This window comes from Novosphingobium sp. B1 (assembly GCF_900176395.1).
In the GTDB taxonomy this organism is placed as follows: Bacteria; Pseudomonadota; Alphaproteobacteria; order Sphingomonadales; family Sphingomonadaceae; genus Novosphingobium.
The window spans coordinates 183,662-197,773 of sequence record NZ_FWXL01000003.1; the positions used below are offsets into that span (position 1 = coordinate 183,662).

Genomic DNA, 14,112 nt, shown 5'->3' on the forward strand with positions numbered 1-14,112 from the left:
AGCGCCATGCAGACGCTTGCCGCCATCCTGATCATCCTGGCCACCGTGCTGGCCATGGAATTCGTCGCCTGGTCCAGCCACAAGTACATCATGCACGGTTTCGGCTGGGGCTGGCACCGCGACCATCACGAACCGCACAAAGGCTTCTTCGAGAAGAACGACCTTTACGCAGTGGTCGGTGCGGCGATCTCGATCAGCTTCTTCATGCTCGGCAGCCCGCTGGTGATGGGCGCCGACGCATGGTGGCCGGCGACATTTATCGGACTTGGCGTCATGGCCTATGGCGCGATCTACACGCTGGTTCACGATGGCCTGGTGCACCAGCGCTGGTTCCGCTGGGTGCCCAAGAAGGGCTATGCCAAGCGACTGGTGCAGGCCCACAAGCTGCACCACGCGACGATCGGCAAGGAAGGCGGCGTCAGCTTCGGCTTCATCTTCGCGCGCGACCCGCAAGCGCTGAAAAAGGATCTGCGGGCACAGCGCGAGCGCGGGATTGCGGTTCTGCGTGAGGCTGTCGAGGGTTGAAGCCCTACGCGGGTGCTTTTCTACAGGCAGTGCTGGCTGGAACAGCAACCGCAAGCGCACTCCCATTCCTGTTCGCCTTGGTCATTCTCACGCTTAGCCTGGTGACAGGGGAGCCAACCCAAGCTCTGGTCACACTGTATCTCTTCCTGCTTATCATTGGCGCGATTGCTGGAGTGATCGGCGGAACCTCGCTACTCATCGGCCTGCCGTTAAGTTTTCTTGTGAAGAGACTCTGGCGAAACAGTCACCGCGCTCATGTGATGCTCGGCATCGTGCTTGGATTCGCAACCCTACCCGCTTTCCTTGCAGTTACTGGTTGGCAGAACGCGGATTCTTTCCTGCTTCTGCTATACGCCTATTCTGCACTTGCCGGTGGAGTCACGGCGGACTCGTGGTGGCGCAACACTCAAGATCGCCATCCTGAAAAAGCTAAGCCAGCCTGATCTCGTTCAGGACGCCCTTTGCCAAATTGCGGAAGCGCAGGGCATCGGTGACGGAGATCGCGCGATCGTGGGCTGCGGCGTTGCGGAGCGCGCGCATCTCGGCGATCATGCCGACAGTGCGGGATGGCAGCACGCCGCGGCGCTGCAGGGCATCGCCGGCTTCGGCGACATCGCTGGCAGCGACATGATGGACGTGCGCAAGGATCTGCAGTTCATCTTCCACCCGCGCCCACGAATCGAGCACCGCTGCGCCGGGCGACAGATCGAGCAGCTTGAGGAAGCGACCGTGATCGCCCGACAATGCCGGAGCGGGCAACGCATCGCTATCGGCAAAGTCGACATGGCCGGTCCCGGCTTCGGATTCGAGGCGATCGAGCTGCTGGGCAAACCGCGCCGACTTGTCCCCCCAGCTGAGCTGGTCCAGCCGCCCGAGGAGCGCCAGCAAGGGTCGGCGGAATAGCAGCGCTATGACCAACGCCGCCACTGGCCACGCCAGCGCACCCAGGATCTCCGCCGTCCAGGCGAGCCAGTCGGCCAAGGCACTGCGAGATGAAACTGTCAGCGAAAACATGGCCTTCGATGCTCCCCGGCGATTCCGTGCGATCATATCCGCCTTGGAACAAAATAAGAACATATCCGAGAAAATATTGTCGGACCGGCAATCGGGCACTCGCCACGAAGCCATAACTTAGGATATGACCTATCCTATCGATCGGTGTGGACCTGACTTGCGGTGCAACGTGGCATAGTGCGTGGATTGGCCCTGGCTTCGGCAGGCTGCATAATGTTGGTCGCCGCCGGCGCGGGCCTCCTTGCGTGGGGTGAAGACGCGGCAGCAGAAGAACGCCCTGCCCGGTGCTTCGCGCAAAATTCTGCGAACGCAGGCAAGGCCTTCTACATCGACCCTCAAGGTGGCAGCGACGATGGCGATGGCTCGCTTGACCGACCCTGGAAAAGTTTTTCCAAGGTCGTCTCACGCGGATTGATCGGCGACCGGACGCTTGCGCCTTCGCTGCCCCGCAGGATTCTTGGCCGGATCAACCCGCGATGGCTGCATTCCTCGCCGCGCCGCAATGGCGATGCTGTCGTCCATGGCGGCGACCGCATCTATCTCATGGGTGGTGAACACGGCGAACTTGCCATCTTCGGCCTGCTGAACGACGCACCGATCACCATCACTGCCCTGCCCGGTGCCAACGCGGTCGCTTCGGCAATTTCGGCAGGCAGATCACGAAACTTTGTCTTCAGCGACATCATCGTCGCCCCAGACCCGGGATCGGGTTCCGGCTTTGTGGTGACCACGCGGCGCTCCCCCGACGTGCCGCGCTCTGCCAACATCCGCTTTGCCAGGCTGACGATCCGTGGCCCCGGAAACAGTGCCCAGACCTCACCGGAAACCTGGGCCAGACAAGGCCGCGATGGCGCCCAGCTATTCGGCGATTGCCTTGCGCTGGAGGACAGCACGATCACCAATGTCCGCTTTGGCGCAGGCATCTATCAGTCTGACCGGACAACTATAGCGCGAAATACCATCAAGGATTTCGCGATCGACGGGATCGATTTCTCCGGCAACGATCTGGTGATTGCCGACAACGTCATCACCGACCATTGGCAGCCGGGAGCCGGGCTTCATTCGGACTGCATACAAGGACAGGTCTCGGCAAGAGACCCAATTTACCGGCGCATCCGCGTGACCGGAAACGTGTGCCTGTCAGACACGGGCACGCGCCACTCGCGCGATCTGCAAGGCATCAACATCTTCGACGGACACTGGCAGGACGTGACCGTATCGTGCAACTTCGTCCGCCCGTCGATCTACCATGGCATCACGCTTATGGGAGTGGACAGGGCGCGGATCGCCACGAACGTCGTGCAAGGCTGGGGGCCCGACAAGACTCCCTGGATAGCGGTATTTGCCTCGAAGGAGGGAAGACAGCCCACCGACGTGCTGATCCGGCGCAATCAGGCGAATGCCTACCTGAATGCCGCGGACGGTGCCGGGGTCGATCCTGACCGTCTGATCAATTCCATCCGACTCGGCCCGGATGCCGCATTCTTCCGGCAATATTTGCGGCAGGCGGTCAGGGGCGTAACGCTGGAGGACAATGCGTGGATGTTGCCCGGACCGGACCTGTCGCAGGATGAACGCTTCGCACAGCCGGGCCTGCCGGCAAGACAAGGCCCGATCACGGTGGAACAGGCCAGGGCATCGCTTGCGCAGATCTGCCCGCGCCCGCCCGGCTAGGCAGTCGGAAGCGCTTGCGTTTTCGGCCCCATGACCATGTCTATTCGGCCCTCGTCCAGATCCACGTTCCCGTAATCCCCATCACTGCCGCCGGGATCAGCACCCATGGCCAGCCCGCCGTGAACCACGTCAACGCGACGCCCGCGCTCATCGCGATGAGCGCGCCCTTCTTGGCCCTGCGCGAAATGGCGCGGCGCTCCCGCCACTGGCGCAAGGGCGGGCCATAAGTGGGGTGATCGAGCAGACGCTGCTCCCACGCCGGGTTGGAGCGGGCAAAGCAGAAGGTGGCAAGCAAAAGGAACGGGACAGTCGGCAGGATCGGCAGAAACGCGCCAATCGCGCCCAGCGCCACGCTGATCACACCGCCGGCGAGATAGAGTTGGCGGCGCAAACCTCTTGCCCTGCCGTCAGGCCGTGGCTGCGATGCGCGCGGCGTGTTCGCGCACCAGCGCGATCATGTTGGGGACGCCTTGGGTGCGGTTGGAGGAAAGCTGCTTCTTCAAGTCGAAGGGCGCGAGTTCCTCGGCAATGTCGGTCGCGGCGACCTCTGCTGCGGGCTTGTCCTGCACGGCGGCAAGGACAAGCGCGACGATGCCCTTGGTGATCGCGGCGTTGCTGTCAGCCAGGAAGTGCAGCTTTCCGCCCTGCTCTTGCGTAGGATAGACCCAGACGCTGGCCGAGCAGCCTCGCACCAGCGTGGCATCGGTCTTCAGCGCCTCGGGCATGTCCTCGAGTTCGCGCCCGAGTTCGATGAGCAGGCGATAGCGTTCGTCGCCATCGAGAAATTCGTACTCTTCGAGAATGTCTTCAAGGCTGCGCATGGGGCCGCATTAGCGGGCGTGGCGAGATGCGTCCACCACTGCCGGCAGGGTCAGCCCGAAAGGCCACCCGGCCGCGTGAGCGCGTACCAGATCACGTAGATCCACGAGAGCACACCATGCACCAGGGCCCAGACGATCGACTTGTTCAGGCTCCACGAGATGGTGATGGCAATGGCCGAACCGAGGCCGATGCCGGCCTTGGCGGCGCCTTCGGTGTGGCGGCTCACAGGTCGACGCCCGCAGCGATGGCTTCAAGCTTGCGCAGGCGTTCGCGCAGGTCGGCAAGTTCGATGAGGCCGCCAATGTCCCTGGCGGCATCGCCGGCTTCGCTGCGTTCGAGTTCGAGGCGCTTCAGGGCCAGCCAGCCGTCCCAGCCGCGCAGGGCTGCCAGGGCGATCATGGCAAGGCCGGTAAGGCCGGAGATTGCAAGGACGAGATCCGATGTCATGTCGGTTACTCCTCAGAAACTTACCGGTCGCGAAGCGATTCGATCTCGCGCGACAGGCGGCGGGTTTCGCCTTCATCAGTGGCGATGCGTTCAAGCACTTCGAGACGCTTGCGCAAGTCGGCGACTTCGCGCTCGAGGCTGGCGGTGTAGGCTGCGTCATGATCGACGGCGGGCCCGCTTTCGCCACGATGACGATCACGGTTCATCCGCATGTTGGCAAATGCAATGATCGCAACGATGGCGACCATGGCGCTCCAGAAAGACATTGTCAGGCTTCCTCAGTTGACCTTGACGTCGCGCAGACTTTCGATCTGCAGCGCAAGGTCGGTGTTCTTTTCTGTGGCGATGCGTTCCAGCACGCGGACGCGCTGTTCCAGCCGTTCGGACTGGGCGGCATATTGCGCGGCCTTTTCGGCGGTCTGCTTCGACAGCAGTTCCAGTTCGCGTTCGCGGAAGGCAAGGCGGCGCTTGTAGATGTCGGACCCGATGCCGAGCACGATCGGCACCACAATGACCATGAACACCAGCGCCAGAACGACGTCTTCGTTCATTGCACATTCCCCTGTCCCTGCGGCGGACGCAGCGCCTCGATCTGTCGCGAAACGTCAAAGCCCCTGTCAGTGACGATAGCCTCGACATTGGCGAGCCGCTGATGCGTCCGGTCAAGCTGGTCGCGCAGGAAAGCGTTTTCCTCGCGCAGCTTGGCGATGGCTTCCTGATCGGCGCGATCGGTCTTGCCGCCCCATTCGTCTTCAAGGGCATAACCGTGGCGCGCACGGATCCAGTTGTTGATCACCCAGCCACCTGTTGAAATGGCGATGATGGCAAGAACGAATTCGGGGCCGGCCCAGTTCATCACACCCTCCGGTCTTCGAGAGCGGCGCTATCGCGGCGCAGCGCTTCGATCTGCGCGGCGGTGTCGAAGCCCTTGTCGGTGACGATGGCTTCGAGGACACGCACGCGCTCTTCGAGTTCGCGGGTGTGCTGGGCGTATTGTGCGGCCTTTTCGGCGCTCAGTTCAGCCGTCGTCTTGATCTGCATTTCGGCGATCTTGGTGCGGTGCTTGGTCCAGATCGCGACGATCGGAATGCTCAGGGCAACGATCGGTATCAGGCTGCCAATTTCTGCAGGTCCCATGGTTCAGTCCCCCTCAGGACGGTTTTGTTCTTAGCGCAGCTTCTCGATTTCGGCCGAGAGGCGCGGGTTGGAATTGACATAGAAGCTTTCGACGTCGGCCAGGCGGCGGTCGATATCGCGGAACTGGGCGCGGACTTCGCGGGCGGTGCGCGCCGGCGACTGGCGCACGCCCTGCCAGAACCGCTGCTCCTGCCGATCGCTGTAGAGGTGGCCGGGCTTCTTCGGGGCAAGGATGCCCAGTGCGAAGTAGACCAGGAACGGCCAGCCCATCGAGAAGGCGAGGATCAGGAACCCGAGGCGTACCCAGAGCACATCGACCCCGGTATAGTCGGCAACCCCGGCGCAGACGCCCATGAACTTGCCGTTGACCTTGTCGCGATAGAAGCGGGTGCGTGGGCTGTTCACTTGAAGGTCCTTCCCTGTTCGGCGAACATGCGGTCCAGTTCGCGCAGTTTCTGGTTGTCGCTCTCGCGGTCCGGCAGGATGCGCGAGGGCTTGTATTCGGGGTTGTCGGCAGCGACGAGGCGCTCGACCGTGTCCATGCGTTCATCGAGGCGGCGGGCGAGCTGGTAGAGCTCCTCGAGCAGCGCCTCGTCTCCGCTGGTCAGCGTGGCGGCGGTCTTCCACTTGGTGATGTAGTGGAAGATGATCCACGGCAGGCCGAGAACGACCGCAATGATGGCAACGACGTCTTCCATGGCTCAGCCTTCCTTTCCAAGCTGGCGCTTCATCGCTTCGAGTTCCTCGTCGATCTTGTCCTGGCCGGCGAGCGCGGCGATCTCGTCGGCAAGGCTGGGCTTGGAGTTGTCGGCGAGGCTCAGCGCATCGGCGCGGCCTTCGGCATAATCGACGCGGCGTTCGAGCTGGTCGAAGCGCGCCATGGCTTCATCGACCCGCTCATTGGCGAGCAGCGAGCGCAGGCGGACGCGGTTCTCGGCGCTTTCGAGGCGCGCGGCGATCGCGGTCTGGCGGCTGCGGGCTTCGCGCAGGCGGGTCTGCAGCTTCTCGATATCCTGTTCATAGGCACGCATCGCATCGTCGAGCACGCCGATCTCGGTCTTGAGCTGGTCAGCCATGTCGGCGGCCTTCTTCTTCTCGACCAGGGCGGCGCGGGCCAGATCCTCGCGGTCCTTCGACAGCGCGAGCTGGGCCTTTTCCGACCAATCAGCCTGGAGGCGTTCCAGCTTTGCCACGTGACGACCCATCTCCTTCTGATCGGCGATGGTGCGGGCAGCTGAGGCGCGGACTTCGACCAGCGTCTCCTCCATCTCCATGATGATCATCCGGATCATCTTGGCAGGATCGTCCGCCTTATCAAGCAAGTCGTTGAAATTGGCGGCGATGATGTCGCGAGTCCGCGAGAAGATGCCCATCAGGTTAACTCCGGAGTTGAAGAGCGGGGTGGTGTAGGACGGGCGCGACTGGCCATTCGCGCCCCCGGTGGCGCCGGCGCTGCCATTGCGCAGGCGTTCGATCTCGGCATCGAGACGGGTGGTGCGGCCGCCATCGCCTCGCTCGGAACGGATCGGGGTCAGTTCGTCGGCCATCATGCGAGCTCACCGGTGATGGCGGCGCTCGACGCGGTGACGACCGGGACGGCGCTAACCTGCTGGGTCAGCGCGAAGCAGCACATCACGATCATCGCACCGACGCTGGCGAGGCTGGCGCGGCCGAGCTGGGTGGTGAAGAAGCGGGCGGTGTACATTTTCGTGACCTTTCGGCGGGTTAGATCCGGCCGGTAGCAATGATGCTGCCGGGTTGTTAATGGTACAGCAAGCAGCGTGCCAAACTGTGCGAGGCGCAGTTTTCCGCCATTTTCAGCCTGTCACCATCCTTTAATGTTGGGAATTCTTGCCGAGACTTGGGAAATTGCGCTAATCTTCCGGCATGGACAGGGAAGTACAATTCATCGGGCAATCCGGCGCCTTTCTGGACGCCGTGGAACGCGCCAGCCGCGCCGCGCCAATGCGTCGGCCGGTGCTGGTGATCGGCGAGCGCGGGACCGGCAAGGAACTGATCGCCGAACGCCTTCACCGCCTGTCCACGCGCTGGCAGGAACCGCTGGTCACGATGAACTGCGCGGCGCTTCCCGAAACGCTGATCGAGGCCGAACTCTTCGGGCACGAGGCGGGCGCCTTTACCGGCGCGACGCGGGCGCGGACCGGGCGTTTCGAGGAAGCGGACAAGGGCACGCTGTTCCTCGATGAACTTGGCACGCTTTCGATGGGAGCGCAGGAGCGCCTGCTGCGCGCGGTCGAATATGGCGAGGTCACGCGGATCGGTTCGAGCAAGCCGGTGCGCGTCGATGTGCGCATCGTGGCGGCGACCAACGAGGACTTGCCCAAGCTGGCCGATCAGGGCCGTTTCCGCGCCGACCTGCTCGACCGCCTGAGCTTCGAGGTGATCACCCTTCCCCCGCTGCGCGTGCGCGAAGGCGACATTGCGGTGTTGGCCGATTATTTCGGGCGACGCATGGCTGCGGAACTGCATTGGGATTCCTGGCCCGGCTTTGCGGGGTCCGTGCAGAGGGCGATGGAGGAGTACCTCTGGCCCGGCAACGTGCGCGAGCTGCGCAATGTGGTGGAACGCGCGGTCTATCGCTGGGACGACTGGTCGCAACCCATCGGCCACGTGCAGTTCGATCCGTTCGAGAGCCCGTGGAAACCGGTCATCTCGATGCGGCCTGAAGCGATGGAGAGCGATGCCGCAACACCGGTCAGGTCAGCGCCACCTTCGACGGACTTCGACACCGTTGCCGACTTGCGGGCTGCCGTGGATGCCCATGAGCGCGCGATCGTCGAGCATCATCTTGGGCGCAACCGCTATAACCAGCGCCAGACTGCAAAGGCTCTGGGCCTGACCTACGACCAGTTGCGCCATTGCCTGAAGAAGCACGGGCTGGGCGAGAAGGCCTGATCGGCGCCGCTTTCGGTTTCGCTTTGCCTGCAAACCCACTAACGCCTCGCAACAATGGCCCTCACCCGTCTGACCTTGCGCGACTTTCGCAACCATGCCGCGACGCGGCTGGAGGGGATGCGTGCGTTCAACGTGCTGGTTGGGGAAAACGGCGCGGGCAAGACCAACGTGCTGGAGGCTGTCAGCCTGCTGGCGCCGGGGCGCGGGCTGCGGCGGGCGCAACCTTCGGAAATGGCCGGACGCAATGGAGCGGGCGGCTTTGCCGTGGCAGCAGAGCTGGAGGACGGCGCGGTGCAGATTGGCACTTCGACCGATCCGCAGGCCCCCAATCGCCGGATCGTGCGGATCAATAGCGCGGAAGGTCCGGCAGCGCGGCTGGGCGAGTGGCTTTCGATCACCTGGCTGACCCCGGCGATGGACCGCATCTTCGCCGAAAGCGCGGGGTCAAGGCGGCGCTTTCTCGACCGGTTGGTGCTGGCGCGCGATCCGGGCCACGCGCGCAATGCCACGCGTTATGAAACGGCGTTGCGCGAACGCAATCGCCTGCTGGGCGAAGTTGTCGAGCCCGATCCGCTCTGGCTCGACGGGATCGAGGCGCAGATGGCCGAAAGTGGCGCGGCTCTGGCAGCGGCGCGTGCAGCCCTGGTCGAAGATCTTGGAATGGCGCTGGAAAGTGTGCCGGAACAACCCTTTGCGCGCCCTTCTTTAAGCTACTCCAGCGATACGCCTAGCGATGCGGACGCTTTGCGCGCGATGCTGCGCGAGGGGCGGCGGCGGGACCGCGCGGCTGGCCGCTCGCTGTCCGGGCCGCACCGCGATGACTTGGCGGTGACGCTGGCGGCAAAGCAAGCCCCTGCGGCCGATTGCTCGACCGGCGAGCAGAAGGCGATGCTGATCGCCATCGTGCTTGCCCACGCTGGTCTGACCGCGGGGGAGCGCCCTCGCCTGCTCCTCCTCGATGAAATTGCAGCGCACCTTGACCCGGTCCGGCGCACGGCGCTGTTCGAGCGGCTTGCACAAAGCGGCGCGCAAGTGTGGATGACAGGTACGGAAATCGCACCCTTTGCCGAGATTGCCGGCAACAGCGCTGTGTGGACAGTGCGCGATGGCGTGGCGGCGCAGCCGTAGCCGCGCTGCCCGTTACTTGCCGGTCGCCGCCTTGAGAGCCTGCGCCACCTGTTCCTCGGTTGCAGCGACGATCTTGTCCACGCCTTGCGCGTTGGGATGGACATTGTCTTCGAGCATGAGTGTCTTGTTGCCGATAACCGGCGCCAGGAAAAACGGCACCAGCCCCGCCTTGTGCTTTTTGGCAAGATCGGGCCAGATAGGATTGAATTGCTTCTGATAATCCGCGCCAAGGTTCGGCGCGGCGAGCATTCCGGTCAGGACCACGGGTATGCCGCGCGTGTCGAATTCGGTCAGGATGGCATCGAGATTGGCGCGGGTCTCTGCCGGCGGAAGCCCGCGCAGCATGTCGTTGCCGCCAAGGCCGACGAGCGCCAGGCTGGGCTTGACCGGCTGGCCATCGAGCGTGAACTTCAGGCGCTGCAAGGCCGCTGCCGTCGTATCGCCGGAAACGCCGGCGTTGACGACCCTTGCGGGCACGCCAGCGGCATTCAGGGCGGCTTCGAGGCGAGGCGGATAGCCCTCGCCGGGATTGAGCTGATAGCCGGCATAGAGACTGTCCCCGAACGCGAGGATCACCGGTGCATCGGCCGGAACCGGCACGGCAGCCTGCTCCGCCGAGGCCGAGGCCGAGGCGGCAGGCTCGGGCGTGCGTTCGGGTGAGCACCCGGCGAGAACGGCAAGTACGGGGGCGGCAACGAGAGCGAAACGGCGCATTGAAACTCCATGGGCGCGCCCCCAAGTGCCGGTTGCACGCTGCAACCAATCTATGCCACCTGAGGCCCGTGACAAGCACCCCGACATCGATAGCGCCCGAAGCGGTCATCACCGCAACTGCCCTCACCCTCTCGCTCGGCACCGGGGAGGCGAAGGTCGAGATCCTGCGCGGCATCGATCTTGCGGTGACAAGGGGCGAGACGCTGGCGCTGCTCGGTCCATCGGGATCGGGCAAGTCCTCGCTGCTGGCGATCCTTTCCGGGCTGGAGCGGGCAAGCGGCGGCGCGCTGATGGTGGCCGGTGCCGATTTTACGGCGCTTGATGAAGACGGCCTTGCCGCCGCGCGGCGCGGGCGCATCGGCATCGTGCTGCAGGCCTTCCACCTGCTGCCGACGATGACCGCGCTCGAAAATGTCGCCACGCCGCTGGAACTGGCGGGGCAACTTGACGCGATGGCACGGGCCGAAGCGGAACTGGTCGCAGTTGGCCTCGGGCACAGGCTCCATCATTACCCCGCACAGCTTTCGGGCGGAGAGCAGCAGCGCGTGGCGATTGCCCGCGCCCTCGCCCCACAGCCCGCCATCCTGTTTGCCGACGAGCCGACAGGCAATCTCGACCACGCCACCGGCGAGGCCGTGGCCGACCTGCTCTTTGCTCGCGCCGCCGATGCCGGCGCAACGTTCATCATGGTGACGCATGACGAGGCGCTGGCGGCGCGTTGCGGGCGGATCGTGCGGCTGGCCGATGGGCAGATCGCCTCGGATGTGCGCGCGTGAACCTTCCATGGAGCGCGGCATGGCGACTGGCGCGGCGCGGGCTTGACTGGCGGTTCAAGGGCCTGCGCCTGCTGCTGGTGTGCCTTGTCCTCGGGACAGCGGCGCTTTCGGCAATCGGCACTCTGACGGGCGCGATCGAGCGCGAACTGGCGACGCGCGGGCGCGAGATGCTGGGCGCAGACCTCGAGTTCACGCTGGCGGCGCGGCAACCTTCGGCGCAGGAGCGCGCGGCGATAGCGGCAATGGGTGAGCTTTCCGAAGGCGCGCGGTTGCAGGCGATGGCGCGCGTGCCAGGCGACGAGACGCGCACCACACCGATCGAACTGAAGACGGTGGACGGCAAGTGGCCGCTCTATGGCCAGTTCGAGCTGGAGGGCGGCAGGAAGGCCGGGGCGCCGCAGGGCATGGACGCGTGGATCGCGCCCGGTGTGGCCGACCGGCTGAACGTGAAGGTGGGCGACAGGTTGCGCATAGGTGAAGCGCAGGTCCGCGTGGCCGGGGTCATCGGCAAGGAACCCGATCGGCTGGCCGAGGGCTTCTCGCTCGGCCCCACGGTGATCGTCGGGAAAGCCGCCCTCGACGCCTCGCAACTGGTGCAGCCAGGATCGATGGTCCGCACCAAGCTGCGCGTCAGACTTCCCGCTTCCGCCGACGCGGCGGCATTGGGTGAGAGGATCAAGACGCAGTTTCCGTTGGCGGGCTACGAGGTCCGCACGCGGGACAAGGCCTCGCCGGGGCTGGATCGTTTCGTTTCGCGAATGGGGCAGTTTCTGGTGCTGGTGGCGCTGGCCGCGCTGGCGATTGCCGGGATCGGCATCGGCAACGGCGTGAATTCCTACCTCGAGACGCGGCGGGGCAGCATCGCCACGCTAAAGATCCTTGGTGCATCGAGCGGAGACATCGCGCGGATCTACCTGCTGCAACTGGCTGCCGCAGCCTCGCTCGCCATTCTGGCCGGACTGGTGATCGGCGTTTCGATCACGCCGCTGATCGGCAAGGCGCTGGAAGGGCTGCTGCCGATCGAGGCCGGTTTCGTGCTGGACTGGGGCGCGCTTGCCATTGCGGCTGCCTATGGCGCGCTGATCGCCCTCACCTTTGCCGCGCCGCCGCTTGCACGGGCCAGGGCCTTTCCGGCGATGGCGCTCATGCGGGCGCGCGTCAGCCCGCTGGGCGGCGGGGTGAAAGGCGCGCTGCTGCCGGTGGCACTGGGGCTTGGCGGGATCGCGGCGCTGGCCGTGCTCACCGCACCGCAGAAGCTGCTGGCGGCGGGGTTCCTTGGCGGCGCGGCAGTGCTGTTCGTGCTGCTCTCTGCACTGGGCTGGGGCCTGCAGCGGCTTGCGGCGACGATGCCCCGGCCCAAGGGCGCGATTGCGCGGATGGCGCTGGCCAACCTGCACCGGCCCGGCGCGCAGACGTCGGCACTGGTGGTTGCACTGGGCTTCGGGCTTGCCGCCTTCGTGCTGCTGGCAGGCGTACAGACCAGCCTGGATGGCAACATCGCCCGGCGCGTGCCGAACCGCGCGCCCGACTACTTCGTGCTCGACCTGCCACAAGGCAAGACGGCCGAGTTCGACCGCATCGTGCGCGGCGCGGCGCCCGAGGCCGCGATCCGCAAGGTCCCTGCACTGCGCGGCTCGATCGTCGCCTATGGCCCTGCCGCAGCGATGACGCGAGTGGCCGACCTCAAGGAAATTCCCGACAACGCATGGCCGCTGCGCGGCGATCGGGGGCTGACCTATTCTGACGACGTGCCCGAAGGCAATGTCCTGACTGCCGGAAACTGGTGGCCCAAGGATTACGCGGGCGAACCGCTGGTTTCGGTCGACGATGACTTGCGCGAGGCACTGGGTCTCAAGCTGGGCGACAGGATCGCCGTTTCGATCCTCGGCGTGGAGCGCAGCGCGAAGATCGCCTCTTTCCGGCGGATCGACTGGGAAAACATGGGCTTCAACTATGTTCTGGTGTTCAGCCCCAACGCGATCGCCGATGCGCCCCACAATCTTGCCGCGACGATCAGCCTGCCTGCGCAGGCGAAGACGCCGCAGGTGCGCCGGGCTATCCTGGGAGGACTGGTCAAGGCGCTGCCATCAAGCTCGGTGATCGAGATCGGCCCGGTGCTGGGCCAAGCGCGCGAGATCCTTTCCCAGATGGGCACGGCGATACTTGCCGCAGCGAGCGTGGCGATCCTGGCGGGCATGGCGGTGCTGGCCGGCGCCATTGCCGCCGCGCGCGAACGCAAGACGTATGACAACGTGATCCTGCGCGTGCTGGGCGCGAGCCGCCGGCAACTGCTGGTGCTGCTGGTGGCCGAGTATGGACTGCTGAGCGCCCTGCTGGCCGGCGTTGCGCTGATTCTGGGCGCGGGGGTTGCGTGGGGCGTAATCGTGCTGCTGTTCGAATTCGACTGGCTGCCCGATTGGCCGCGCATCCTTGGCGTGCTTGGCGCAGGCGTGGGACTGGTGATGGTGCTGGCGATTTCCGGTTCGGTCGGGCTGCTGCGAACCCGACCGGCGCAAGTCCTGCGCGAGCTTTAGGAGAAGACGTCCGCGGGGGTGGGGTTTTTCGGATCGGGGCCGAAGCGGTTGGGTCCGCGCGTTCCTTCGAGGCACATCAGCACGAACAGCGCGAACCAGCCGAGGAACGGGATCAGCCAGAGCAACAGGAGCCAGCCAGTGCGATCCTGATCGTGCAGTCGGCGGACCGAGACGGCAAGGCCCGGAACGATCGACACGAGCCAGACCAGCCCGCCGATCCAGCCGCCCGCGCCTACGAGCCGCGAGCCATAAACGAAGGCGCCATTGCCGCGCGCCACCTCGTTCGTGCCGAACAGGGCATTGAGCACGATCATCACGAGGACATAGAACAGCGCGAAGCTCCAGTATTCCCTGCGGCGCGAACGACCCGAGAATTCGGCGTAATGGCGATAGGGCAAGATCATCCAGTTCATCGCGCGGTCCTT

The 14,112-nt window shown here is 64.9% G+C and carries 22 protein-coding genes; 7 read left to right on the plus strand and 15 right to left on the minus strand.

Annotated elements, in window-relative coordinates; genetic code table 11:
- Positions 1 to 6: 6 nt before the first annotated feature.
- Both B9A23_RS06710 and B9A23_RS06715 read left to right on the plus strand, forming a co-directional pair.
- Positions 7 to 525 (plus strand): sterol desaturase family protein, encoded by a 519-nt coding sequence (locus tag B9A23_RS06710; RefSeq protein ID WP_084278093.1) that lies wholly within the window; start codon positions 7 to 9, stop codon positions 523 to 525.
- Positions 522 to 968, plus strand: coding sequence for a hypothetical protein (locus B9A23_RS06715; RefSeq protein WP_084278094.1), 447 nt, complete (start codon positions 522 to 524; stop codon positions 966 to 968). Before B9A23_RS06710 ends, B9A23_RS06715 begins: the two co-directional genes overlap by 4 nt.
- On the opposite strand, the gene B9A23_RS06720 is transcribed toward B9A23_RS06715, so the two are convergent.
- Entirely contained in the window at positions 955 to 1,539 is a 585-nt protein-coding gene (locus B9A23_RS06720; RefSeq protein ID WP_139797367.1) for a hypothetical protein, read from the minus strand. The genes B9A23_RS06715 and B9A23_RS06720 overlap by 14 nt on opposite strands.
- A gap of 213 nt (positions 1,540 to 1,752) precedes the next feature.
- On the opposite strand from B9A23_RS06720, the gene B9A23_RS06725 reads away from it, so the two are divergent.
- Entirely contained in the window at positions 1,753 to 3,213 is a 1,461-nt protein-coding gene (locus tag B9A23_RS06725; RefSeq protein WP_139797368.1) for a right-handed parallel beta-helix repeat-containing protein, read from the plus strand.
- Between the two features lie 40 nt (positions 3,214 to 3,253).
- Here the strand turns inward: B9A23_RS06725 and B9A23_RS06730 are convergent, their stop codons facing one another.
- Genes B9A23_RS06730 through B9A23_RS22740 form a run of 12 tightly spaced genes read right to left on the minus strand, consistent with a single transcriptional unit; the run spans position 3,254 to position 7,324 of the window.
- Positions 3,254 to 3,604 (minus strand): YbaN family protein, encoded by a 351-nt coding sequence (locus B9A23_RS06730; RefSeq protein ID WP_084278097.1) that lies wholly within the window; start codon positions 3,602 to 3,604, stop codon positions 3,254 to 3,256.
- A gap of 16 nt (positions 3,605 to 3,620) precedes the next feature.
- Positions 3,621 to 4,034, minus strand: coding sequence for a SufE family protein (locus B9A23_RS06735; protein WP_084278098.1), 414 nt, complete (start codon positions 4,032 to 4,034; stop codon positions 3,621 to 3,623).
- A gap of 50 nt (positions 4,035 to 4,084) precedes the next feature.
- A complete protein-coding gene (locus B9A23_RS22735; protein ID WP_176217905.1) occupies positions 4,085 to 4,261 on the minus strand; it encodes a hypothetical protein in 177 nt (58 codons plus the stop codon).
- Positions 4,258 to 4,482 carry a hypothetical protein gene (locus tag B9A23_RS06740; protein WP_084278099.1) on the minus strand — a complete coding sequence of 75 codons (225 nt, stop codon included), beginning with the start codon at positions 4,480 to 4,482 and terminating at the stop codon, positions 4,258 to 4,260. The genes B9A23_RS22735 and B9A23_RS06740 overlap by 4 nt, the downstream gene beginning before the upstream one ends.
- A gap of 20 nt (positions 4,483 to 4,502) precedes the next feature.
- Positions 4,503 to 4,748: a hypothetical protein gene (locus B9A23_RS06745; protein WP_084278100.1), complete on the minus strand. Its 246-nt coding sequence runs from the start codon at positions 4,746 to 4,748 to the stop codon at positions 4,503 to 4,505.
- A 12-nt stretch (positions 4,749 to 4,760) separates the two neighbouring features.
- The gene (locus B9A23_RS06750; protein ID WP_084278101.1) at positions 4,761 to 5,033 is read right to left on the minus strand and encodes a hypothetical protein; all 273 of its coding nucleotides are present in this window, start codon (positions 5,031 to 5,033) and stop codon (positions 4,761 to 4,763) included.
- Positions 5,030 to 5,338, minus strand: a complete 309-nt coding sequence (locus B9A23_RS06755; protein WP_084278332.1) for a hypothetical protein — start codon at positions 5,336 to 5,338, stop codon at positions 5,030 to 5,032. Before B9A23_RS06755 ends, B9A23_RS06750 begins: the two co-directional genes overlap by 4 nt.
- Complete coding sequence (locus B9A23_RS06760) at positions 5,338 to 5,619, minus strand: hypothetical protein (protein WP_084278102.1); 282 nt, start codon at positions 5,617 to 5,619, stop codon at positions 5,338 to 5,340. Before B9A23_RS06760 ends, B9A23_RS06755 begins: the two co-directional genes overlap by 1 nt.
- A gap of 30 nt (positions 5,620 to 5,649) precedes the next feature.
- A complete protein-coding gene (gene pspC, locus B9A23_RS06765; RefSeq protein ID WP_084278103.1) occupies positions 5,650 to 6,024 on the minus strand; it encodes an envelope stress response membrane protein PspC in 375 nt (124 codons plus the stop codon).
- Positions 6,021 to 6,317, minus strand: coding sequence for an envelope stress response membrane protein PspB (gene pspB / locus B9A23_RS06770; protein WP_084278104.1), 297 nt, complete (start codon positions 6,315 to 6,317; stop codon positions 6,021 to 6,023). Before pspB ends, pspC begins: the two co-directional genes overlap by 4 nt.
- A gap of 3 nt (positions 6,318 to 6,320) precedes the next feature.
- Positions 6,321 to 7,166, minus strand: coding sequence for a phage shock protein PspA (pspA, locus tag B9A23_RS06775; protein ID WP_254895046.1), 846 nt, complete (start codon positions 7,164 to 7,166; stop codon positions 6,321 to 6,323).
- Positions 7,166 to 7,324: a hypothetical protein gene (locus B9A23_RS22740; protein WP_176217906.1), complete on the minus strand. Its 159-nt coding sequence runs from the start codon at positions 7,322 to 7,324 to the stop codon at positions 7,166 to 7,168. The genes pspA and B9A23_RS22740 overlap by 1 nt, the downstream gene beginning before the upstream one ends.
- A 182-nt stretch (positions 7,325 to 7,506) precedes the next feature.
- On the opposite strand from B9A23_RS22740, the gene pspF reads away from it, so the two are divergent.
- Together pspF and recF are read left to right on the plus strand one after the other, a co-directional pair.
- A complete protein-coding gene (gene pspF / locus B9A23_RS06780; protein WP_084278105.1) occupies positions 7,507 to 8,535 on the plus strand; it encodes a phage shock protein operon transcriptional activator in 1,029 nt (342 codons plus the stop codon).
- Positions 8,536 to 8,589: 54 nt separating this feature from the next.
- Complete coding sequence (recF, locus tag B9A23_RS06785) at positions 8,590 to 9,663, plus strand: DNA replication/repair protein RecF (protein WP_084278106.1); 1,074 nt, start codon at positions 8,590 to 8,592, stop codon at positions 9,661 to 9,663.
- Positions 9,664 to 9,675: 12 nt separating this feature from the next.
- Here recF and B9A23_RS06790 read toward each other — a convergent pair whose 3' ends face one another.
- Positions 9,676 to 10,377: an arylesterase gene (locus B9A23_RS06790; RefSeq protein WP_084278107.1), complete on the minus strand. Its 702-nt coding sequence runs from the start codon at positions 10,375 to 10,377 to the stop codon at positions 9,676 to 9,678.
- A gap of 68 nt (positions 10,378 to 10,445) precedes the next feature.
- Between B9A23_RS06790 and B9A23_RS06795 the strand changes: the two genes are divergently transcribed.
- Together B9A23_RS06795 and B9A23_RS06800 are read left to right on the plus strand one after the other, a co-directional pair.
- Complete coding sequence (locus B9A23_RS06795; protein WP_084278108.1) at positions 10,446 to 11,153, plus strand: ABC transporter ATP-binding protein; 708 nt, start codon at positions 10,446 to 10,448, stop codon at positions 11,151 to 11,153.
- Positions 11,150 to 13,687, plus strand: a complete 2,538-nt coding sequence (locus tag B9A23_RS06800) for an ABC transporter permease (RefSeq protein WP_084278109.1) — start codon at positions 11,150 to 11,152, stop codon at positions 13,685 to 13,687. The genes B9A23_RS06795 and B9A23_RS06800 overlap by 4 nt, the downstream gene beginning before the upstream one ends.
- Here the strand turns inward: B9A23_RS06800 and B9A23_RS06805 are convergent.
- Complete coding sequence (locus tag B9A23_RS06805; RefSeq protein WP_084278110.1) at positions 13,684 to 14,100, minus strand: DUF805 domain-containing protein; 417 nt, start codon at positions 14,098 to 14,100, stop codon at positions 13,684 to 13,686. The genes B9A23_RS06800 and B9A23_RS06805 overlap by 4 nt on opposite strands.
- Positions 14,101 to 14,112 lie beyond the last annotated feature (12 nt).

What these genes read in the sequence shown, in the direction of transcription:
- B9A23_RS06710 (WP_084278093.1), top strand. Translation starts at nt 7, where the DNA reads ATGCAGACGCTTGCCGCCATCCTGATCATCCTGGCCACCGTGCTGGCC.
- B9A23_RS06720 (WP_139797367.1), bottom strand. Translation starts at nt 1,539, where the DNA reads ATGTTTTCGCTGACAGTTTCATCTCGCAGTGCCTTGGCCGACTGGCTC.
- B9A23_RS06725 (WP_139797368.1), top strand. Translation starts at nt 1,753, where the DNA reads ATGTTGGTCGCCGCCGGCGCGGGCCTCCTTGCGTGGGGTGAAGACGCG.
- B9A23_RS06735 (WP_084278098.1), bottom strand. Translation starts at nt 4,034, where the DNA reads ATGCGCAGCCTTGAAGACATTCTCGAAGAGTACGAATTTCTCGATGGC.
- B9A23_RS06740 (WP_084278099.1), bottom strand. Translation starts at nt 4,482, where the DNA reads ATGACATCGGATCTCGTCCTTGCAATCTCCGGCCTTACCGGCCTTGCC.
- B9A23_RS06745 (WP_084278100.1), bottom strand. Translation starts at nt 4,748, where the DNA reads ATGTCTTTCTGGAGCGCCATGGTCGCCATCGTTGCGATCATTGCATTT.
- B9A23_RS06750 (WP_084278101.1), bottom strand. Translation starts at nt 5,033, where the DNA reads ATGAACGAAGACGTCGTTCTGGCGCTGGTGTTCATGGTCATTGTGGTG.
- B9A23_RS06755 (WP_084278332.1), bottom strand. Translation starts at nt 5,338, where the DNA reads ATGAACTGGGCCGGCCCCGAATTCGTTCTTGCCATCATCGCCATTTCA.
- B9A23_RS06760 (WP_084278102.1), bottom strand. Translation starts at nt 5,619, where the DNA reads ATGGGACCTGCAGAAATTGGCAGCCTGATACCGATCGTTGCCCTGAGC.
- pspB (WP_084278104.1), bottom strand. Translation starts at nt 6,317, where the DNA reads ATGGAAGACGTCGTTGCCATCATTGCGGTCGTTCTCGGCCTGCCGTGG.
- pspA (WP_254895046.1), bottom strand. Translation starts at nt 7,166, where the DNA reads ATGGCCGACGAACTGACCCCGATCCGTTCCGAGCGAGGCGATGGCGGC.
- B9A23_RS22740 (WP_176217906.1), bottom strand. Translation starts at nt 7,324, where the DNA reads ATGTACACCGCCCGCTTCTTCACCACCCAGCTCGGCCGCGCCAGCCTC.
- pspF (WP_084278105.1), top strand. Translation starts at nt 7,507, where the DNA reads ATGGACAGGGAAGTACAATTCATCGGGCAATCCGGCGCCTTTCTGGAC.
- recF (WP_084278106.1), top strand. Translation starts at nt 8,590, where the DNA reads ATGGCCCTCACCCGTCTGACCTTGCGCGACTTTCGCAACCATGCCGCG.
- B9A23_RS06790 (WP_084278107.1), bottom strand. Translation starts at nt 10,377, where the DNA reads ATGCGCCGTTTCGCTCTCGTTGCCGCCCCCGTACTTGCCGTTCTCGCC.
- B9A23_RS06805 (WP_084278110.1), bottom strand. Translation starts at nt 14,100, where the DNA reads ATGAACTGGATGATCTTGCCCTATCGCCATTACGCCGAATTCTCGGGT.